The sequence below is a fragment of the Paenisporosarcina macmurdoensis genome (assembly GCF_042658845.1).
GTDB classification, from domain to species: domain Bacteria; phylum Bacillota; class Bacilli; order Bacillales_A; family Planococcaceae; genus Paenisporosarcina; species Paenisporosarcina macmurdoensis.
In genome coordinates, this window is the sequence record NZ_JBHSRI010000018.1 from 60,233 (window position 1) to 79,807 (window position 19,575).

Annotated in this window: 17 protein-coding genes; 15 read left to right on the top strand and 2 right to left on the bottom strand. The window is 39.5% G+C overall.

Going from position 1 to position 19,575, the window contains the following annotated elements; all coding sequences use genetic code 11:
• The first annotated feature begins 120 nt into the window (after window positions 1–120).
• Together safA and ACFPYN_RS10045 are read left to right on the top strand one after the other, a co-directional pair.
• Window positions 121–1,119 (top strand): LysM peptidoglycan-binding domain-containing protein, encoded by a 999-nt coding sequence (gene safA / locus ACFPYN_RS10040; RefSeq protein ID WP_377733919.1) that lies wholly within the window; start codon window positions 121–123, stop codon window positions 1,117–1,119.
• A 39-nt stretch (window positions 1,120–1,158) separates the two neighbouring features.
• Window positions 1,159–1,971, top strand: coding sequence for a phosphotransferase family protein (locus tag ACFPYN_RS10045; protein ID WP_377733920.1), 813 nt, complete (start codon window positions 1,159–1,161; stop codon window positions 1,969–1,971).
• A 462-nt stretch (window positions 1,972–2,433) separates the two neighbouring features.
• Here the strand turns inward: ACFPYN_RS10045 and ACFPYN_RS10050 are convergent, their stop codons facing one another.
• Window positions 2,434–2,619, bottom strand: a complete 186-nt coding sequence (locus ACFPYN_RS10050; protein WP_377733921.1) for a hypothetical protein — start codon at window positions 2,617–2,619, stop codon at window positions 2,434–2,436.
• A 200-nt stretch (window positions 2,620–2,819) separates the two neighbouring features.
• Between ACFPYN_RS10050 and ruvA the strand changes: the two genes are divergently transcribed.
• From ruvA to ACFPYN_RS10080, 6 genes are all read left to right on the top strand, one after another.
• On the top strand, window positions 2,820–3,440 hold the full coding sequence (gene ruvA, locus ACFPYN_RS10055) for a Holliday junction branch migration protein RuvA (protein ID WP_377733922.1): 621 nt from the start codon (window positions 2,820–2,822) through the stop codon (window positions 3,438–3,440).
• A gap of 18 nt (window positions 3,441–3,458) precedes the next feature.
• The gene (gene ruvB, locus ACFPYN_RS10060; protein WP_377733924.1) at window positions 3,459–4,460 is read left to right on the top strand and encodes a Holliday junction branch migration DNA helicase RuvB; all 1,002 of its coding nucleotides are present in this window, start codon (window positions 3,459–3,461) and stop codon (window positions 4,458–4,460) included.
• Window positions 4,461–4,482: 22 nt separating this feature from the next.
• The gene (gene queA, locus ACFPYN_RS10065; protein WP_377733926.1) at window positions 4,483–5,541 is read left to right on the top strand and encodes a tRNA preQ1(34) S-adenosylmethionine ribosyltransferase-isomerase QueA; all 1,059 of its coding nucleotides are present in this window, start codon (window positions 4,483–4,485) and stop codon (window positions 5,539–5,541) included.
• Entirely contained in the window at window positions 5,538–6,677 is a 1,140-nt protein-coding gene (tgt, locus tag ACFPYN_RS10070; protein ID WP_377733927.1) for a tRNA guanosine(34) transglycosylase Tgt, read from the top strand. Before queA ends, tgt begins: the two co-directional genes overlap by 4 nt.
• A gap of 271 nt (window positions 6,678–6,948) precedes the next feature.
• Complete coding sequence (gene yajC / locus ACFPYN_RS10075) at window positions 6,949–7,221, top strand: preprotein translocase subunit YajC (protein WP_377733929.1); 273 nt, start codon at window positions 6,949–6,951, stop codon at window positions 7,219–7,221.
• 101 nt (window positions 7,222–7,322) lie between these two features.
• On the top strand, window positions 7,323–7,979 hold the full coding sequence (locus tag ACFPYN_RS10080; RefSeq protein ID WP_377733930.1) for a DUF421 domain-containing protein: 657 nt from the start codon (window positions 7,323–7,325) through the stop codon (window positions 7,977–7,979).
• Here the strand turns inward: ACFPYN_RS10080 and ACFPYN_RS10085 are convergent.
• Entirely contained in the window at window positions 7,966–9,471 is a 1,506-nt protein-coding gene (locus ACFPYN_RS10085) for a putative polysaccharide biosynthesis protein (RefSeq protein WP_377733932.1), read from the bottom strand. The genes ACFPYN_RS10080 and ACFPYN_RS10085 overlap by 14 nt on opposite strands.
• A gap of 95 nt (window positions 9,472–9,566) precedes the next feature.
• On the opposite strand from ACFPYN_RS10085, the gene ACFPYN_RS10090 reads away from it, so the two are divergent.
• The 7 genes from ACFPYN_RS10090 (at window position 9,567) to dtd (ending at window position 19,017) form a co-directional block, all read left to right on the top strand.
• Window positions 9,567–9,917, top strand: coding sequence for a post-transcriptional regulator (locus ACFPYN_RS10090; RefSeq protein ID WP_377733933.1), 351 nt, complete (start codon window positions 9,567–9,569; stop codon window positions 9,915–9,917).
• Window positions 9,918–10,022: 105 nt separating this feature from the next.
• Window positions 10,023–12,302: a protein translocase subunit SecDF gene (gene secDF, locus ACFPYN_RS10095; RefSeq protein WP_377733935.1), complete on the top strand. Its 2,280-nt coding sequence runs from the start codon at window positions 10,023–10,025 to the stop codon at window positions 12,300–12,302.
• 102 nt (window positions 12,303–12,404) lie between these two features.
• Window positions 12,405–12,782 carry a LapA family protein gene (locus ACFPYN_RS10100; RefSeq protein ID WP_377733936.1) on the top strand — a complete coding sequence of 126 codons (378 nt, stop codon included), beginning with the start codon at window positions 12,405–12,407 and terminating at the stop codon, window positions 12,780–12,782.
• 243 nt (window positions 12,783–13,025) lie between these two features.
• A complete protein-coding gene (gene recJ / locus ACFPYN_RS10105; protein WP_377733939.1) occupies window positions 13,026–15,380 on the top strand; it encodes a single-stranded-DNA-specific exonuclease RecJ in 2,355 nt (784 codons plus the stop codon).
• The gene (locus ACFPYN_RS10110; protein WP_377733940.1) at window positions 15,371–15,883 is read left to right on the top strand and encodes an adenine phosphoribosyltransferase; all 513 of its coding nucleotides are present in this window, start codon (window positions 15,371–15,373) and stop codon (window positions 15,881–15,883) included. The genes recJ and ACFPYN_RS10110 overlap by 10 nt, the downstream gene beginning before the upstream one ends.
• 493 nt (window positions 15,884–16,376) lie before the next feature.
• Entirely contained in the window at window positions 16,377–18,566 is a 2,190-nt protein-coding gene (locus ACFPYN_RS10115; RefSeq protein ID WP_377733941.1) for a RelA/SpoT family protein, read from the top strand.
• Between the two features lie 10 nt (window positions 18,567–18,576).
• Window positions 18,577–19,017 carry a D-aminoacyl-tRNA deacylase gene (dtd, locus tag ACFPYN_RS10120; protein WP_377733942.1) on the top strand — a complete coding sequence of 147 codons (441 nt, stop codon included), beginning with the start codon at window positions 18,577–18,579 and terminating at the stop codon, window positions 19,015–19,017.
• The last annotated feature ends 558 nt before the right edge of the window (window positions 19,018–19,575 follow it).

Consider the following 19,575-nt stretch of genomic DNA (forward strand, 5'->3'; position numbering starts at 1 on the left):
CAATCCCGTCCTTTTCATGCATAACTATAGCACTTGTTCTCATAGTTTATCATGTACACCAAAAAAGTGACCAAATCAAAACTTCATTCATACGATACATGGATGAGAGGGGGAAGTATTTTGCACGTACATGTTGTGCAAAAAGGAGATACACTATGGAAAATTTCGAGACAGTATGGTGTATCTTTTGATGAAGTAAAACGTTTAAACGCACATTTGGCAAATCCCGATTATATTGTTCCGGGGATGAAAATTTTTGTGCCGGAGAAATCGACAAAAGCTCACGAGATGAAAGAACATCCGTATACTAATTCTCGACCGGTTAAAAAGAGTAAGGAGGAATACACGGCTCAGCCAGCGCCTAAACCGATGCCGGTGCCGAAACCTATTCCTAAACCAAGCATGCAACCAATGCCAGCACCGATACCTCAACCTATGCCACAACCGACGATTCAGATGCCACCTCAAATGATGCCGCAACCGATTAATCAACATTTAACGATGACACAAATGATGCCTCCATATATGGGAATTCCTTATGGTTGGATGCCAGTTCCTGATATGGATGTTAATTTACACGTACAATTGCCAGCTCAAGCACATGCACCAGCGCCTCCACCAATACCAGCGCCAACACCAGTACCGAAGCCTATGCCTATGCCTATGCCAATGGCAAAACCAATGCCTAGCCCAGCGGCAAAACCAATGCCAATGCAAAAACCAATGCCTGAAACAAAACATGGGTGGGAATTAGATGATTCAAGTTCTTTATGTGATTCTTCTTCACTAGAGCTTCCGATGCTACCACCACACTTCCAACACCAACAACAACCGCCTTGCGGATGTGCTCAACAACACTTTGCACCACCACCGCCACCTTGTGGATGTGGCCATCATCACCATCATCATCCGCAACACATGTTTGCACAAAATCCGTTTCCAGCTCAAACACTTGGTGAAGCCCAAGGTCAACCGAATATGATGCCTCAACACATGATGATGCCTGAGCACATGTCGATGCCTCAGCACATGTCCCCATATATGGCATGCATGCCTTGTCACATGTGGCCCGCTCCACAAGGGCAATGGGGATACCAGAATCCCGTTCGCTACAATTAGAAAATGGAACGAGGGCATTATGTTCAATTAAAGCCAAATGTGTGGAAATGGCAAATTGGACCAAAAGCGTACTCATTAAAGAAATACGAACGTCATGATGATGCAGCAAAAATACGCTATATACATGATCAATTAGCTATCATAGGCGCTGATTTTATAGTGCCGGTAGAGCCTTACCCAGATTCACTTGTCATTCAACAACCGTGGATTGAAGGTGGTCGTAAAGTGAGATTTAGTCAGCCAGAAGACCGCATAAAATCACTTTCTTTACTACATCAACTCCACGATACAAGGAGAAAGATCGCTTGGAACAAATCAACACATTTTCATGAAATCGATTTAATTCGAAAATGGACACATCGCTTAGAGAAGTGGCAGCAACTTGAACCTTTCCTATCTAAGAAACTTGGACCATCAAAAACGAAGAAAATCACACAACTTGCGATAGATTCATTAGCGCAACTTGCACCGATTCGTCGTGAACGCTTAACACTATTGCATGGAGATGTCGTTCATCATAATTTTGTAATGGATAAGAAAGACCAACTTTACATCATAGATTTTGATTTGGCTTGCTTAGGTCCTGCTGAAATAGAACTCGTTTTATGGTCGCATCGCGTGTTGCCGCATTTTGATTATGATTTACAAGCACTTATTCAAGAGCATCCGTCTCTTCGCAAAATCGATTGGAACTATTTATTATTTCCAAACGAACTGATGCGTGAGTGGTTGTATGCTGCTACATTATCAGATCTTCAACTGCGAGGATTTTTACCGAAATTAAAGGTATTTACTGACAAAGCATTACATCACACGCCACAATTATGGGCAGATTGTGATAGATTATCGTAAAACAATCGAACAGCTACGACTTCTCTAATGAAAGCGTAAAACAAATCGTAGCGCTGAAACTGATTAGTTCGAAAAATGTATGCTAGACGCTTGACTATAAAAAATTGGACTGTCCCAAAAGTCATATAAAAATGACTTTATCGGCAGTCCTCTTTTCATATATTCTGTTGAACTCCATTGCAGCCCACTTTCATGTTTCGAAGCTAGTATAGCGGCGCACAAACAGAAACAAGCGGACGGATCGGTATTCTCCTCAGGACAATAGGGTGTTGGTCACGAAGGTGTTGCCACACGACATGACGATATGACGCCTAAGTTCTATTGATTACTGCGTTGCCTGGAAAGGTCCACGTAAAGTTCGGCACAGTGGATATTAGTAGACATCAGCCAGCTACTTTGAGGAGAAATAAATAAGAACATAAAAATAGGTGGAGAAAAGCGAGTTGCTTTTCTCCACCTGTTTTATTCTTTTGAATCTTCCTGACTTTGTTCAGTTTGTTCATTTTCTACTTGCTCATTTTCTTCGCGATTGCTATGTTCTTGATTGTATTGCAGTTTTTTTCGTTGCAATTCATTCACTTGACCTTGTTCATTTTGATTGTTGTGTTGATTGTTTTGGTGAGTAAAGGTATCATTATTTTTTCCCATACAATTCGCCTCCAATTTAGTAGTATAAGATGTTGAGAATCTTTTCCCATCATCTCTCGAGTTGAAACATTTTTAAGCTTTAAATGGAAAAATCTTTGCCAAATTTTCTAGTAGGTAGAGTCGATGATTGCTAGGTTTCTTCATGCGAACATCCGTTTTATATGCTATAATTAGTACGTTGAATGTGAGGAGAGACTTAAATGTACGATTACATAAAAGGTGTAGTTACACGTATAACGCCTGAATATATGACGGTGGAACAACAAGGTATCGGGTGGCAAATCTTTACACCAAACCCTTACGCTTTTCGTGTGTCGCCAGAACCAAAGCAAATCTTTACACTCTTAAATGTTCGTGAAGATGCACAGTTGCTTTTTGGTTTTGTTTCACTTGATCAGCGCGAACTTTTTCGCAAACTGATTCAAGTGTCTGGCATTGGCCCAAAAGGTGCTTTAGCTATTCTTGCGAGTGGACAACCTTCTCAAGTAGTGCAAGCGATTGAGCGAGAAGATGAGACGTTTTTAGTGAAATTCCCGAGTGTTGGGAAAAAAACGGCACGTCAAATGATTCTTGATTTAAAAGGAAAACTAGGCGACTTATCCATTGATTTCGACATGCCAAGCGGAGAAGATGAGCTACAATTATTCCCTGAGACGTCAGGCAAACATGAACTAGAAGAAGCGTTCTTAGCACTTGCAGCACTGGGCTATTCAGAGCGTGAACTAGTGAAAGTTCGCCCGCAATTAACCTCATTACCAGAGGCGCTGGATACAGAAGGCTACATGAAAAAAGCATTACAATTACTATTGAAACAAGGCTGATGAAGGGAGGTCACAGACATGGAAGAACGTGTCATTTCAACCGAAGTCTCGGAGTTTGATGAACGATTTGAGCAATCACTTCGCCCACAATATTTGTCTCAATACATTGGCCAAGATAAAGTCAAAAATAATTTAGACATTTTTGTGAAGGCAGCCAAAATGCGTAAGGAAAGTTTGGACCATGTTTTATTGTATGGACCTCCTGGACTTGGGAAAACTACGTTAGCGGCGGTAATTGCTAACGAGATGGAAGTAAATATTCGCATGACGAGTGGACCTGCCATTGAACGTCCTGGCGATTTAGCGGCGATTGTCAGCTCGCTTGAACCAGGTGACGTGTTATTTATTGATGAGATTCACCGGTTAAATCGCTCCATTGAAGAAGTATTATATCCAGCGATGGAAGATTTCTGTCTGGACATTGTCGTTGGAAAAGGACCCTCAGCGCGTTCAGTACGTCTTGATTTACCACCGTTTACTTTGATTGGTGCAACAACGAGAGCTGGCGCTTTATCAGCTCCACTACGTGATCGCTTCGGTGTATTACTACGACTTGATTATTACGATAATCAAGCGTTAACTGAAATTGTATCTCGAAGTGCTGCACTGTTTGATGCGGAAATTGACCATCCTTCTGCAGGTGAAATTGCCAGTCGTTCTCGGGGGACTCCTCGTATTGCCAATCGCTTATTAAAAAGGGTGCGAGATTTCGCACAAGTCAGAGGAAACGGCACGATATCAATTGATACTGCACAAGAAGCCCTCGAACTGTTGCAAGTGGATGCACTCGGTCTAGATCACATCGATCATAAATTACTGATTGGTATGATTGAACGCTTTAGAGGTGGACCTGTTGGACTGGATACAATTGCTGCAAGTATTGGGGAAGAATCGACAACGATTGAAGATGTCTATGAACCTTACTTATTGCAAATTGGCTTCTTACAACGAACGCCAAGAGGACGTGTCGTTACGAAACTCGCGTATGACCATTTTAATTACCCTTATTTCGAGGAATAAATGATAAAAAGGAAGTATAACTATGCAAGTAGAAGATTTTGATTTTCAATTACCAGAAGAATTAATAGCGCAAACACCGCTTGCCGACCGCACATCGAGCAAGCTTTTAGTATTGGATAAAGATAGTGGCGAAGTAACTCACCACACGTTTAAAGATATTCTCCATGAATTTCAAGCAGGCGATTGCTTAGTGTTAAACGATACACGCGTGCTTCCTGCGCGTCTGATGGGGATTAAAGAAGAAACAGGTGCCAACATCGAAATTCTACTGTTAAAGCAGACGGAAGAAGATGTGTGGGAAACATTAGTGAAACCAGCGAAACGAGTCAAAATCGGTACAGTTGTATCATTCGGGGAAGGTTTACTGCGTGCGCAATGCGTTGGTGAAGCAAATCACGGAGGACGTCTGTTCAAATTTACGTACGACGGTATTTTTTATGAAATTTTGGATCAACTAGGTGATATGCCTTTGCCACCATACATTCGTGAGAAATTAGATGATAAAGATCGCTATCAAACTGTCTTCGCCAAAGAACGAGGTTCAGCAGCAGCTCCTACAGCAGGTCTTCATTTTACTGAAGAGTTGCTAGAAGAAATTAGAGCAATGGGTGTGGAAGTTGTATTTATTACGCTTCACGTTGGGTTAGGTACGTTTAGACCTGTAAGCGTCGAATCGATTGATGACCATGAAATGCATTCGGAATTTTATCGCCTATCTCAAGACACGGCAGATACCATTAACCGAGTAAAAGCAGCAGGTGGTCGTATTATTTCTGTTGGTACGACTTCTACACGAACGCTTGAATCCGTTGCCAACAAATTTAATGGTCAATTACAGGAAGATAGCGACTGGACATCGATTTTCATTTTCCCAGGCTATGAATTTAAGTGTATTGACGGCTTAATTACGAATTTCCATTTACCAAAGTCTACGCTTGTGATGTTAGTGAGTGCGTTAACTTCAAGAGACAAAATATTGCATGCTTATGAACAAGCTATTGCTCACAATTATCGATTTTTCAGTTTTGGAGACGCGATGTTTATTCGCCCATCCGCTAATCAGAAAGGAGTTCGTGCATGACAGCCATTCGATACGAACTAATTAAAACATGTAAACAAACAGGTGCCCGTTTAGGCATTGTGCATACGCCACACGGTTCATTTGAAACGCCAACATTTATGCCAGTAGGCACACAAGCAACAGTAAAAACGATGTCTCCAGAAGAATTAAAGGCCATGGACGCTGGAATCATTTTAAGTAACACTTACCATTTATGGTTGCGCCCTGGCCACGATATTATTAAAGAAGCGGGCGGCTTGCATAAATTCATGAACTGGGACCGTGCTATTTTAACGGATTCTGGTGGTTTCCAAGTCTTCAGTTTAAGCGAATTCCGTAAAATTGAAGAAGAAGGCGTTCATTTCCGTAACCATATGAATGGGGACAAAATGTTCTTAAGCCCAGAAAAAGCGATGGAAATTCAAAATGATTTAGGTTCAGACATTATGATGGCGTTTGATGAATGTCCTCCATTCCCAGCTACTCGTGAATATATGCAATCCAGTGTAGACCGTACATCACGATGGGCAGAACGTTGTCTACAAGCACATGCTCGTCCAAACGATCAAGGATTATTTGGAATCATTCAAGGTGGAGAATTTGAAGATCTTCGCCGTCAAAGTGCAGCAGATATAACATCACTCGATTTTCCAGGTTACGCAATTGGTGGACTTTCAGTAGGGGAACCAAAAGACGTCATGAATCGTGTGTTGGAATTTACTACTCCATTTATGCCATCAGATAAGCCTCGTTACTTAATGGGTGTAGGATCACCAGACTCACTGATTGATGGAGCGATTCGTGGTGTAGATATGTTTGACTGTGTTTTACCGACACGTATTGCGCGTAACGGTACTCTTATGACAAGTAACGGTCGTTTAGTGATTAAAGGTGCTTCAAATGCCCGCGATTTCGGTCCTATTGATGAAAACTGTGATTGTTATGCGTGTAAGAACTATTCACGTGCGTACATTCGTCACTTAATTAAAGCAGAAGAGACTTTCGGTCTTCGATTAACTTCAACTCATAACTTGCATTTCTTAATGAATTTGATGAAGCAAGTTCGTCAAGCAATTCGCGAAGATCGTCTTGGAGATTTCCGTGCAGAGTTCTTTGAACAATATGGATATAACAAACCTAATGCAAAAAATTTCTGATTCTTGTATACTTACTGAAGATGATGTTCAAAAGTCTGCTAAAAATAGCTGAGGCCTGCAACGCGCAGGTCATGCAGCCTGAGCCACGGAGAGTGGCGAATTAAGGTTTAATACCTATATCGTTGGCTTGCTTCGCCGCCTCAGGGCATCAGACGTTGGTCACTCAGGTGTTGCCACATACTGTGGTGTTCTTAACCTGAGTTCCAAAAACGGCTCTTTTTATGTTCCTTTTGAACACGTGTTTTATAGAGAGAGAGGGGGAATATATAGAATGGAAACATTAATAGGTTTATCACCAATTATTTTGATGTTCGTAGTGATGTGGTTTTTCATTATCCGACCAGCACAAAAACGTCAAAAAACAACAGCTTCTATGCAAACGAGCTTAAAACGTGGGGATCGTATCGTAACAGTAGGTGGCCTTCACGCACTTGTTGATGCAGTAGATGATGCAACTGTTTTCGTAACAATTGCTGATGGTACTCGCCTTCAATTTGAACGTGCAGCTATCGCTCGTACGATCGATTCATCACCAGTACTATAAATGAACAGTCAAAAACCTGTTTTTCCTTTTATGGAGAAACAGGTTTTTTTGTATAGTGCAGTCCTTTTTCTCTCATACTACATAGAAAAAGGGGGATGCAGATGGAAGAACTTGAACTCCTATTTGTTGTAGCGTGGCGAACCATTTTTCTCTACCTTTTAATTTTATTTATTTTTCGAATAATGGGAAAACGTGAAGTGGGCGAGCTAAGCCTTATGGACTTAGTTATTTTCGTCATGATTGCTGAAGTTGCTTCATTTGCCATTGATAATCCCAAACGCAAACTATTTGAATCGATTTTACCAATGATTCTTTTGTTACTCATACAATTAGGCACTTCTTATTGGTCATTAAAAAGCAAAAAGGTACGAGATTTAATAGATGGAGATCCTTCCGTTATTATACGGAGCGGTGAAATAATCGAATCTGAAATGCGTAAACAACGATACAATTTGGACGACTTATTTCAACAACTGAGAGAACAGCAAATTGGCTCAATACAAGATGTTGCATATGCTTTTTTGGAGCCGTCAGGAAATTTATCCGTATTTAAAATAGGTGAAGATCACCCCGTTTTGCCTCTTATTGTAGATGGAGATGTACAAGAATCTCATTTAGATTTAATTCAACAAGATAAAGAATGGTTACTCGATGAATTAAAGAAACTTGACATTGATGATCCACGAACTGTATTTTATTGTAGCTATGAAAAAGAAAAGTTATATGTTCAATTGAGAGAGCGGTTTAAGTCTTCTTGATCAGTTTTCGAAGGAGACGAATATCTGATACATGAATTTGCCCAAAAACTACTAAGCCTGCTAAAACTAATAAACCTGTAATAAAGCTGTCAGCCACCCAAGGCATTTCCCCTAATGGCCAAATGACAGGACGAAGAATCGTGACGATGATAAACAATAAATATGGAATGGCAAAAAATGTGAAGCCAATACCGGCTTCTTTTTTTTGCCGCAGTGTGGCCATATGTAAAAATGACGTTAAACAAACACCGAAACCGATAGCTAAAATTGCACCTTTTTCTTCTATTCCAGGTTGAGAAGCTAACACAAACATAACAAATAGTTTTCCAAGCCCACCATAAATCGAATTCATCATGGCAGCTTTTGCTTCATGCATAGCTTGCAAGATCGCATGAAGTGGGCTTTGTATGTAATAGAAAAAAAACACTGGAGCTAGGAGGGCCATATACCCTTTGCCTTCCGTTACATGAAATAACACGCGCACAATATGTTCACCATGCAAATAAAAAACGGTCGCTGCAAAACATCCAGTCATGGCAGACACGCGCATCGCTAGAGAAACACGTTCTTGCAACATGACGCGGTTTGAGCGAGCTCGAGCATCACTAACAGCTGGTACCAAAACGATGGATAATGCGTACGGAATAAAGGCAGGGAACAGCAGTAAAGGAATATACACAGCTGAGATCACACCGTATAAATTCGTCGCTGCTACTGCACTCACACCGGCTACAGCTAATGCTTTAATAAAAACAATAGGTTCTAAAAACCATGTAAATGAACCGAATAGCCGACTGCCTGCTGAAGGCAATGCGACTTCTAAAATAGGGGAAGATGGATAATTAATAACTTTACCAGTTGGTTGTTTAACGCGTTTGTACTTATACCATAAATATAAGAAGGATCCGAGTTCAGCTAATAACGCCATCGTCATAGCTGCTGCAGCCGTGGCGGCAGGACTCGATTGAACAACTACGTATGGCAGCAACAAAGTGATTAAAGCAATACGGAAAAATTGTTCAATTAATTGTGACCACGCTGTTTCTTCTACTTTTGCTAGACCTTGGAAATAGCCTTTTAGAATTCCACCTAAAGCGGCAATGGGAATCGTAAGTAAGCCGATATAAAGTGTATTGCTGATGGCTGCATTTTCTAGCAAATTGCTCGCAACAAATGGAATCGTAAGAAATAAAAGTGGACCGAAAATAATAATAGAAATCCAGTTTATTTTCCAAACTTTTCGCATGAATGCTTGAATTTCAAGATGTTTTTTCCCTGCATACAATTCAGCGGTAATTTTAGCAACAGCGATTGGTAACCCTAATTGTATTAACGATAAAAAGAAAATGAATGCGGGATAAGCGGCTGAGTAAATACCCACAGCTTCTTCTCCTGCAATTCGCACAAATTGAATGCGAAAAACAAAACCAAACAGTTTAGATAAAAAAACAGCCCCCATTAATACCAATGTCCCACGTAAAAATGTCGACAATTCTGCCACTTCCTTCTCAATTCACGCAAATTCGTATACAATATTCTTATGCGAAAATAACGATGTTTAATACCATAGAAAAGGGAAGTGTTTACATGAGTGTTAAATATGAAGATTTATTTCAACTGGTTGGTCCTGCGTTAGAAAGTAAAATTCACGAGTTTCGTTTGTATAACTACAATTCTGTTAAAGAAAAAGACATTTGGCATTATTGTATAAATAAAAAGTGGCGAAAGCGTGACATTTTGGAAATGCGTGTATCTGAAATGGTCAATGATATTTTAGGCGTTTCGCCCGCACAGTTTATGACACACACTCAAATCGAAGATTATAAAGCGTCGAACTGGTTCTCAGAACTCAATGAGGGAAGCCTTCAAGAACTTTTGAACCCAACAGTAAAGTCAATTAAACCCGTACGTGTAATTACTGAGTCGTCTGAATCTTAAGTCCATTTGACACTTGGCGTCACGTGTTTCATAATAATCTTGTTGTGCTTTTTGAGAATGGTAGTGTTTCACTATCATTTGACAATTTGAGGAGGAAATTTACATATGAAAACAAGAGGCCGAATTATCGCATTTTTATTACTTATCGTAGTATTTGCGGCTTCCATTAGTACAACCGCGCAATCGGTTGTCAACGATATTAAATTGGGATTGGATTTACAAGGTGGATTCGAAGTACTATATCAAGTCGAACCGCTTAAAAAGGATGGTCCGAAAGTTTCAGAGGAAATGGTAACGGACACTACTACGGCGTTACTCAACCGAATTAACGTTCTCGGTGTAAGTGAACCGAACATTCAAATTGAAGGCGATAATCGTATTCGCGTTCAGTTGGCTGGCGTAGAAGATCAAGAATCCGCACGAGAATTATTATCTACTCAAGCGAACTTATCCTTCCGTGATGTTGAAGATAATTTAATGTTAGACGGTTCAGATTTAAAAGAAGGCGGAGCTAAAGCGACTTTTGATGAACAAGGTCGTCCTATGGTTACACTTGAATTAAAAGATCCGGCTAAATTTGCAGAAGTGACTCAACAAATTAGTCAAAAACCAGTTGGGACAAACTTATTAGTTATTTGGTTAGACTTTGAAGAAGGCGTCGATTCATTTGCTGCTGAAGCTAGCAAAGAAAAACCGAAATTCGTTTCAAGTCCTACTGTGGATGAGCGCATTAATTCAAACAGCGTTCAAATTTCAGGTGCTTTTTCAGTAGAAGAAACGAAAGATTTATCTGGCGTATTAAATGCAGGAGCTTTGCCAGTTAAGTTAACAGAAATTTACTCTACATCTGTTGGTGCACAGTTTGGTGAACAAGCACTTAAAACAACTGTATTCGCTGCTCTAATAGGGATTGCACTTGTTGCACTATTCATGTTCTTGTATTACCGTCTACCTGGAGTAGTCGCTATGATTACATTAACTGTTTACGTGTTTTTGATTCTCCTAGTATTCGAATTAATTAATGGTGTATTAACATTGCCTGGTATTGCTGCCATTGTGTTAGGTGTCGGTATGGCGGTCGATGCAAACATTATTACGTACGAGCGCATTAAAGAAGAATTAAGAGTTGGAGATTCAGTGAAATCCGCGTTTAAAAAGGGTGCAAGTTCTTCATTCTCTGCCATTTTTGATGCGAATATTACATCACTAATTGCTGCAGCTGTATTATTTTACTTTGGTACAAGCTCAGTAAAAGGTTTTGCTTTAATGTTAATCATCAGTATCCTGTCAAGCTTTATCACAGCGGTTTGGGGATCTCGTGTACTTTTAGGTCTTCTCGTGAATAGTGGCATGTTTGATGGCAAACCATGGTTATTTGGTGTTAAACAATCAACCATTCATTCAGCAGAAGAAAAGTTTGATACATTAGACTTACCAACGAAATTCGATCGCTTTGATTTTGTATCCTCTCGTAAGAAGTTCTTTACAGCTTCGATCACCTTTATTGTGATTGGTGTAATTATTCTTGGGATTTTCCGCTTAAATCTTGGAATCGATTTCTCGAGCGGAACGCGAGTAGAAATTCTTTCAGAAGATTCTTTAACAAAAGAAGAATTAACTACTTATTTAGAGTCAATTGATCAACCTTCAGAAGATATCGTGCTGTCGGGTGACAACCAAGAAATAGGTGTTGTTCGTTATAAAGAAGAATTCTCTCAACAAGAAATTAATACGTTGAAATCGACAATTAAAGAAGATTATGGTGCTGATCCAAACATTAGCACAGTCTCTTCTACAGTCGGAAAAGAATTAGCGAAAAATGCATTGTTCGCATTACTATTTGCATCGATTGGTATCATCCTCTACACGGCATTCCGTTTTGAATGGCGGATGGGTGTGGCAGCGATTGTGTCCCTTCTCCATGATGCATTCTTTATGATTGCGATATTTAGTATCTTGCGTTTAGAAGTCGATATTACGTTCATTGCGGCCATCCTAACGATTGTCGGTTACTCCATTAACGATACGATTGTTACATTTGACCGTATTCGAGAAAACATGAGACGATCGAAGAGAATTGAAACAGAAGAAGACCTTGCCATTATTGTGAACAAATCACTTCGTCAAACATTAGGACGCTCGGTAAACACCGTGTTAACTGTTGTGTTTGTAGTAGCAGCATTGTTAATCTTTGGTTCAGATTCAATTCGAAACTTCTCAATCGCATTACTTATCGGTTTAATTTCCGGTACGTATTCTTCCATCTTTATTGCTGCTCAACTTTGGTTCGTATTGAAAAAACGCGAACTTAAGAAACGTGGAGCAATCGATGTTGAAGAAGATGAAAGTAAAAGAAAATGGGGCACAGATGAGCCTGTCGTATAAAAGTTTTGAAATAGAGGGAACAGGGTATAGAAAATTATACTTTGTTCCCTTTTTTTACGTATACTGTAACAAACGTAGTATTTAGAAATAGGAGGAATTCCGATGAAATTTCAATGGTCTTTATTACTCGCACTTATTTTCGCTGTTATCGTTGCCATTTTTGCGGTTGTCAATGTAGAAGATGTACCCGTAAACTATGTCTTTGGCACTGCTCAATGGCCTCTGATCTTAGTTATTTTAGTATCAGCTTTACTTGGAGCACTCGTAAGTGGTTCCGTTGCTATCTTCCGATCATTTGTATTGCAACGTCGTGTTAAGCACCTTGAAAAAGACAACACGGCAAAAGAATCACTAATTGCCACGCAACAAAATGAAATAGCCGCTTTGCACAAAAATGAACCAGTGCGATATCAAGATGCACATCTTAAAGATGATGCCATTCCTGAAGATACAGCAGCTGATGTTCGCTCAACTATTTAATGTAATGAAAAAACATCCATCCCGGGTGTTTTTTTTTGCGTTATTTTCGATTTAGTTGCAACTTTCATGATTTCGTTGCAACTAATTTAGTTTCGTTGCAACTTTTCCGATTTGGTTGCAACTTTCGCTATTTCGTTGCAACTATCCAAATACCTCCTAATTCTCATCGCGAACAGGAACGCTAACAATTACAGAGGGGGGTCTGATAAGGTATAATGGAAATCATGAGGAAGTGGTATAAAGATGATTGAATCTAAAAAAAGATGGCGTATGGAAAAACCAGACGACCAAATCGTTCAACATTTACAAAAAGAATTAAACCTATCTGCTGTATCTGCTAAACTACTCGCCTCTCGAGGCTTTTTTGATGTCGATAAGACAAAAGCGTTTTTACATATGGATGAATCATCGATGCATGATCCGTTTTTACTGCATGATATGGATAAAGCGGTAGCTCGTATAAAACAGGCTATTGCTAATGAAGAAATGATATTAGTATACGGAGACTACGATGCAGATGGCGTAACGAGTACATCAGTTATGATGAGTGCACTTCAACAATTGGATGCCAATGTTACATTTGCCATCCCTAATCGTTTTATAGATGGCTATGGACCGAGTGAACGATTATTTAAAGCAGCATTTGAAGATGGTGTGAACTTAATCATTACAGTTGATAATGGAATTTCAGGAGTTAACGAAATTCAAATGGCAAAAGATCTTGGCATGGACGTTATCGTTACTGATCATCATGAAGCTGGAGAAATTCTTCCGCCTGCTGATGCTATTATTCACCCGAGGCATCCGCGTGGCAGTTATCCATTTGGAGAATTAGCTGGAGTTGGCGTAGCCTTTAAAGTAGCTCATGCCTTACTTGGCGAAATTCCAAAACAGTTATTAGAACTTGTTGCCATTGGAACCGTAGCAGATTTAGTGTCCTTACACGATGAAAATCGCTACTTTGTACAAGAAGGAATTAAACAACTTCGCAAATCAAATCGACCTGCCATTCAAGCACTATGTCAAATAGCAGGAACTGAACAAAATCAAATTGATGAAGAAACAATTGGCTTTTTGTTTGGACCACGAATTAATGCACTTGGACGATTGTCAGACGCTGGACCTGGTGTCGACTTGTTCTTATCGACTGATTCAGTGGAAGCTATGACTCTTGCTAAAGTTCTAGATTCTCATAATAAAGAACGTCAAGGGATCGTCAGTCAAATGACGGAAGAAGCTATTGCGATGGTTGAATCCGGAGAAATTGGCCAAGATCCGCACGTCATTATTGTGGCAAAAGAAGGTTGGAATCCTGGCGTAGTGGGGATTGTTGCATCTAGACTTGTTGAAAAATACTATCGTCCATCGATCGTTCTTGGGCTTGATTCTGAAAAAGGCATAGCTAAAGGGTCGGCACGAAGTATTGAAGGTTTCCACTTGTATAACGAACTTGCCAAAAATCGAGATATCTTGCCGCATTTCGGTGGACATCCAATGGCTGCCGGTATAACTTTGGCGATTGAAGATGTAGCTGATTTACGAAATCGTATGCAGGAGCAAGCGGAAGCGGAATTGACTGAGGAAGATTTACAACCGATTCAACAAATAGATATTTCGATTAGTTTAGAAGAAATCGATTTAGCATCTATCGAGTCATTAAAAAAACTCGGACCTTTTGGAATGGATTTCCCTAAACCGATGTACTGTATTGAACGCGTAAACATTGCATCTATGAGGAAAATTGGAGCAAATCAGAACCATGTGAAAATGGAACTGTCCGATGGTCCACAAACTTTAGATGCAGTCGGATTTAGCCAAGGCCATTTAGCGGATGAATTAACTCCAGGCGTGGCAGTTTCCTTTATAGGAGATCTGCAAGTCAATGAATGGAATGGTCGAAAGAAACCTCAATTTATGATTACCGATGCTAAAACAGACGATTGGCAGTTATATGACATACGAGGAATTCGTCAAGTGAACAGATGGAATCAATTGATTAAAGTAGATCAAACGCTTTATCTTGCTTTTGATCAAAAAACGGTCATTCACTTCGAGACCTTATTAAACGTGGACATCGTACTGATTTCTAAAAATCAAGCATTCCCAACACCAAAGCCTTATATCGTTCTACTCGATATTCCGCAAGATGAACAAATGCTTGAAGCCGTATTAACTCATATACAACCGAAACGAATATATGCACATTTCTTTGCATCTGAACCGACCTATTTTGAAGGCATGCCTAGTCGTGATCAATTCAAATGGTATTATGGGTTTTTAACAAAACGACCTTCATTTGATCTGCAAACGAATGTAAACGAGCTCGCTAAACATAAAGGATGGAGTTCGAGTACATTATTTTTCATGACAGAGGTGTTTTTTGACCTTGGGTTTGTTAAAATAAACAATGGACGAATTGACATGCAAGAAGATGCTGTAAAAAGAGATCTTGCCGAGTCAACTGTCTATCAATCCCGCGAACAGCAAATGCAGCTAGAACAAAAGCTGTTATATGCGCCATATATGGAATTAAGACAATGGTTTGACACACGCTTAGTCGAGCAGACCGTTCCTGAGGAGGAGCAACAATGGATTTAAAGAAATACGTAACAATTGTTGAAGATTGGCCGAAACCTGGTATTCGCTTCAAAGATATTTCAACCATTATGGATAATGGTGAAGCATATAAATACGCTACGGATGAAATTGTAAAATATGCCGTACAAAAGAATGTAGATATGATTGTTGGACCTGAAGCACGTGGGTTTATCATAGGCTGTCCTGTGGCTTATGCAATGGCTAAAGGGTTTGCACCTGTTCGTAAAGAAGGGAAATTACCTCGTGAAGTCATTCGCGCTGAATATGACCTTGAGTACGGTACAAACGTTTTAACTATGCACAAAGACGCAATCAAACCAGGACAACGTGTCTTGGTTGTAGATGATTTATTAGCAACAGGCGGAACAGTTGAAGCGACGATTAAACTTGTTGAGCAAATGGGTGGAGTAGTTGCAGGCTGTGCGTTCTTAATCGAGTTAACGTATCTTGATGGTCGTGAAAAATTAAAAGGGTACGACATCTGTACTTTAATGCAATATTAAATAGGAAAAGGATGAACTTTTAAAGTTCATCCTTTTTTTAATGCAAAATTTCATATTGCTTGTTTCATAACTAGTTAGCTTGGTCAATGAGACGTGTTTTTAGTGGAAAACTCGATCGTGAAATATTTATCACTCATTTTGAGGGGTTTATCGCTCAATCTGTAGATTTATCGCTCATTTCAAGAATTTATCGCTCAATCTGTTGATTTATCGCTCAAACACGTCTCACTAACTAGTACACTTATTGAAACAAAAACATTTAAGCACGCAATGATATATCAGTTAATGGAAACAACCTCGGTCTGTCGAATCGTCAGAAAGCCTACAATACGAAGTAGATAACACAATCTTATTGGGAAATAATGATAATCATTCAAAAATGTTTTAAGAAAACTCATCATCTTTCATCATTTGGGGTGCAAGAAGTGTATATCTGCTATACAATAGACAATACATATATTTATCGAAATTGAATGGAGTCTGGTGATTCGACATGGCGAAAGACCAAGTATTTACAGCTGAAGAAGTATTCGCAATTGTCGCGACTTATATGAATGACAAGAACGTTGATTTTGTCAAAAAGTCGTATGAAACGGCAGAGTACGCTCACCGAGAACAATTTAGAAAATCGGGAGAGCCTTATATCATTCACCCGATTCAAGTAGCGGGGATTTTAGCACAACTACAAATGGATCCTGCAACAGTAGCTGCAGGGTTTTTACATGATGTCGTAGAAGATACTGACATCCATAGAGAAGATATCGTTCGTGAATTTAGCGAAGAAGTGGCCATGCTAGTAGAAGGTGTCACTAAGTTAAGTAAAATTAAATTCATGTCCAAAGAAGAACAACAAGCGGAAAATCACCGTAAAATGTTTGTTGCTATGGCACAAGATATTCGCGTAATTTTAATTAAATTAGCTGACCGTCTGCACAATATGCGCACGTTGAAATTCCAACCGGTTGAAAAACAACGTCTTAAAGCAAGTGAAACACTTGAAATTTTTGCTCCACTTGCGCATCGTCTCGGAATTTCCACCATTAAGTGGGAGCTCGAGGACATTTCTCTGCGTTACTTAAATCCACAACAATATTACCGTATTGTGAATTTAATGAAGCGAAAGCGAAATGAACGAGAAGATTACTTAAACAACGTAATGGCCAATATAAAACTCGAGCTAGATGAAGTTGAACTTAAAGCGGATTTATTTGGCCGACCTAAACATATATATAGCATTTACAAGAAAATGAATGTGCAAGAAAAACAATTTAACGAAATTTATGATTTATTAGCAGTCCGCATAACGGTTGAAAGTATCAAAGATTGTTACGCAGTACTTGGAATTATCCATACACTTTGGAAACCTATGCCTGGTCGTTTCAAAGATTATATTGCGATGCCAAAACAAAACTTATATCAAGCTCTTCATACGACCGTGATCGGTCCACAAGGCGATCCTTTAGAAGTGCAAATTCGTACGGAAGAAATGCATAGAATTGCAGAGTTCGGCGTAGCTGCACACTGGGCTTATAAAGAAGGCAAAACCGTTGAGTCTTCCAATAAATCGGTTGATTCAAAGCTCACTTGGTTCAGAGAAATATTGGAGTATCAAAATGAATCTTCCAATGCAGAAGAGTTTATGGAGTCTTTAAAATTCGATTTATTCTCTGATATGGTTTATGTTTTTTCACCAAAAGGAGATGTCATGGAACTTCCAGCAGGATCAGTTCCTATCGATTATGCCTATCGAGTTCACTCTGAAATTGGTAATAAAACCATTGGCTCAAAAGTAAACGGCAAAATGGTACCTCTAGATACTAAATTGAAGACAGGCGATATTGTTGAAATCTTAACTTCTAAACAATCGTTTGGTCCAAGTCGAGATTGGTTGAAAATCGCCCAGTCGTCGCAAGCGAAAAATAAAATTAAGCAATTCTTTAAAAAGCAACTTCGTGAAGACAACGTCCATAAAGGTCGTGAAATGATCGAAAAAGAAATTAAATCTCAAGAGTTTGATGTAAAAGAAGTGTTACTTAATGAAAACATCAAACGAGTGTGTGAGAAATTCAACTTTACAAGCGAAGAAGATATGTATGCGGCTGTTGGATTTAGTGGCATTACTGCCCAACAAGTCGTCAACCGATTAGCAGAAAAAATGCGTAAAATTCGTGATCATGAAGAAGCGTTAGAAAAAATCACTAAAGAAATGAATACACCGAAAAAGGCGACAGAGTCAGGTGTAATCGTTAAAGGCATCGATAACTTACTTATTCGTTTATCGAGATGTTGTAGTCCAGTACCTGGTGATGAGATCGTTGGATTTATTACAAAAGGTCGCGGTGTTTCCGTTCACAGAGAAGATTGTCCAAATGTTCAAGACTCAGACGTCAATGAACGCATTATCGACGTTGAGTGGGGGAGCCATCTCACTCCGAATCGTAAAGAGTATCAAGTTGATATTGAAATTCAAGCATTTGATCGTTCTGGATTGCTTAATGAAGTGATGCATGTAGTGAGTGAAACCAAAACGAATATTTCTGCAGTTAGTGGGAAAGCCGATCGAGATAAAATTGCAACGATCCATATGACCGTTATGATTACAAACATTGCCCATTTGCATAAAGTGGTAGAACGTATTAAACAAATTCCAGAAATTTATTCTGTCCAACGAATGACGAATTGAGGTTTCAGTTGTGAGAGTGGTATTACAAAGAAGCTTGTGTGCAAACGTAAAAGTCGATGGGAAAGTAACGGGTCAAATTGACAAAGGGTACGTTTTACTTGTCGGATTAACACACGAAGATACTGAAGAAGATGTTCGTTACGTAGCCGAAAAAGTCGCAAACTTACGATTATTTGAAGACGAAGAAGGTAAAATGAATCGCTCGATTTTTGAAGAAGGTGGCTCGATTTTATCGATTTCACAATTCACTCTTTACGGTGATACACGAAAAGGGAGACGACCAAGTTTTAGTGAAGCAGCTAAACCGGACGTTGCCAAGCCTCTTTGGGATTTATTTAACGAAGAACTGCGCAAGTTGAATCTTCAAGTTGAAACTGGTGTTTTTGGAGCAATGATGGATGTGTCATTAACTAATGATGGTCCAGTAACTTTAATTGTAGAGTCTAAATAACCGTAAAAATCAAACAAAACATCCATCACTTACTAGTAGTTTTCACTACGAAGTAATTGATGGATGTTTTTTTAAAAAGATAAGAAATTATATAATTTTAGTTCCATAAACCCAGTATTTCAGGTGCTTTGGACAAAAGATGATTCATTAATATTGTTGATTTCCGTTTCAGGCGGACGCTTTCCGCGGGGCGGGCGGTGAGTCTCCTCGGTCGCTTCGGGATCAGCGGGGTCTCACCTGTCCCGCTGATCCCGCTGGAAAGATATTGGACGAACTGTAATTCGTCCAATATCTTTGCGACGAGTAACCGCAGGAGCAGATGTTTTCAACGCCGCCTTCCACTTCAATCGATCAAGTGTGTAGTAACCTACAAGAAAATCTATCAATTACTTATTGCTAAGACACGAATAATTGATTCTAAATTAAACTAGAGATAGAACCAACAAGCGTCCACCATAGCGGAAATCAACAGGCTACTATGGTTACTCTTCTTAAAAGGATCTGGCATCACTTTGCGAAGTTTTTCTTATTGAGTCAGACTCCGCGGTTTCTCAGTCT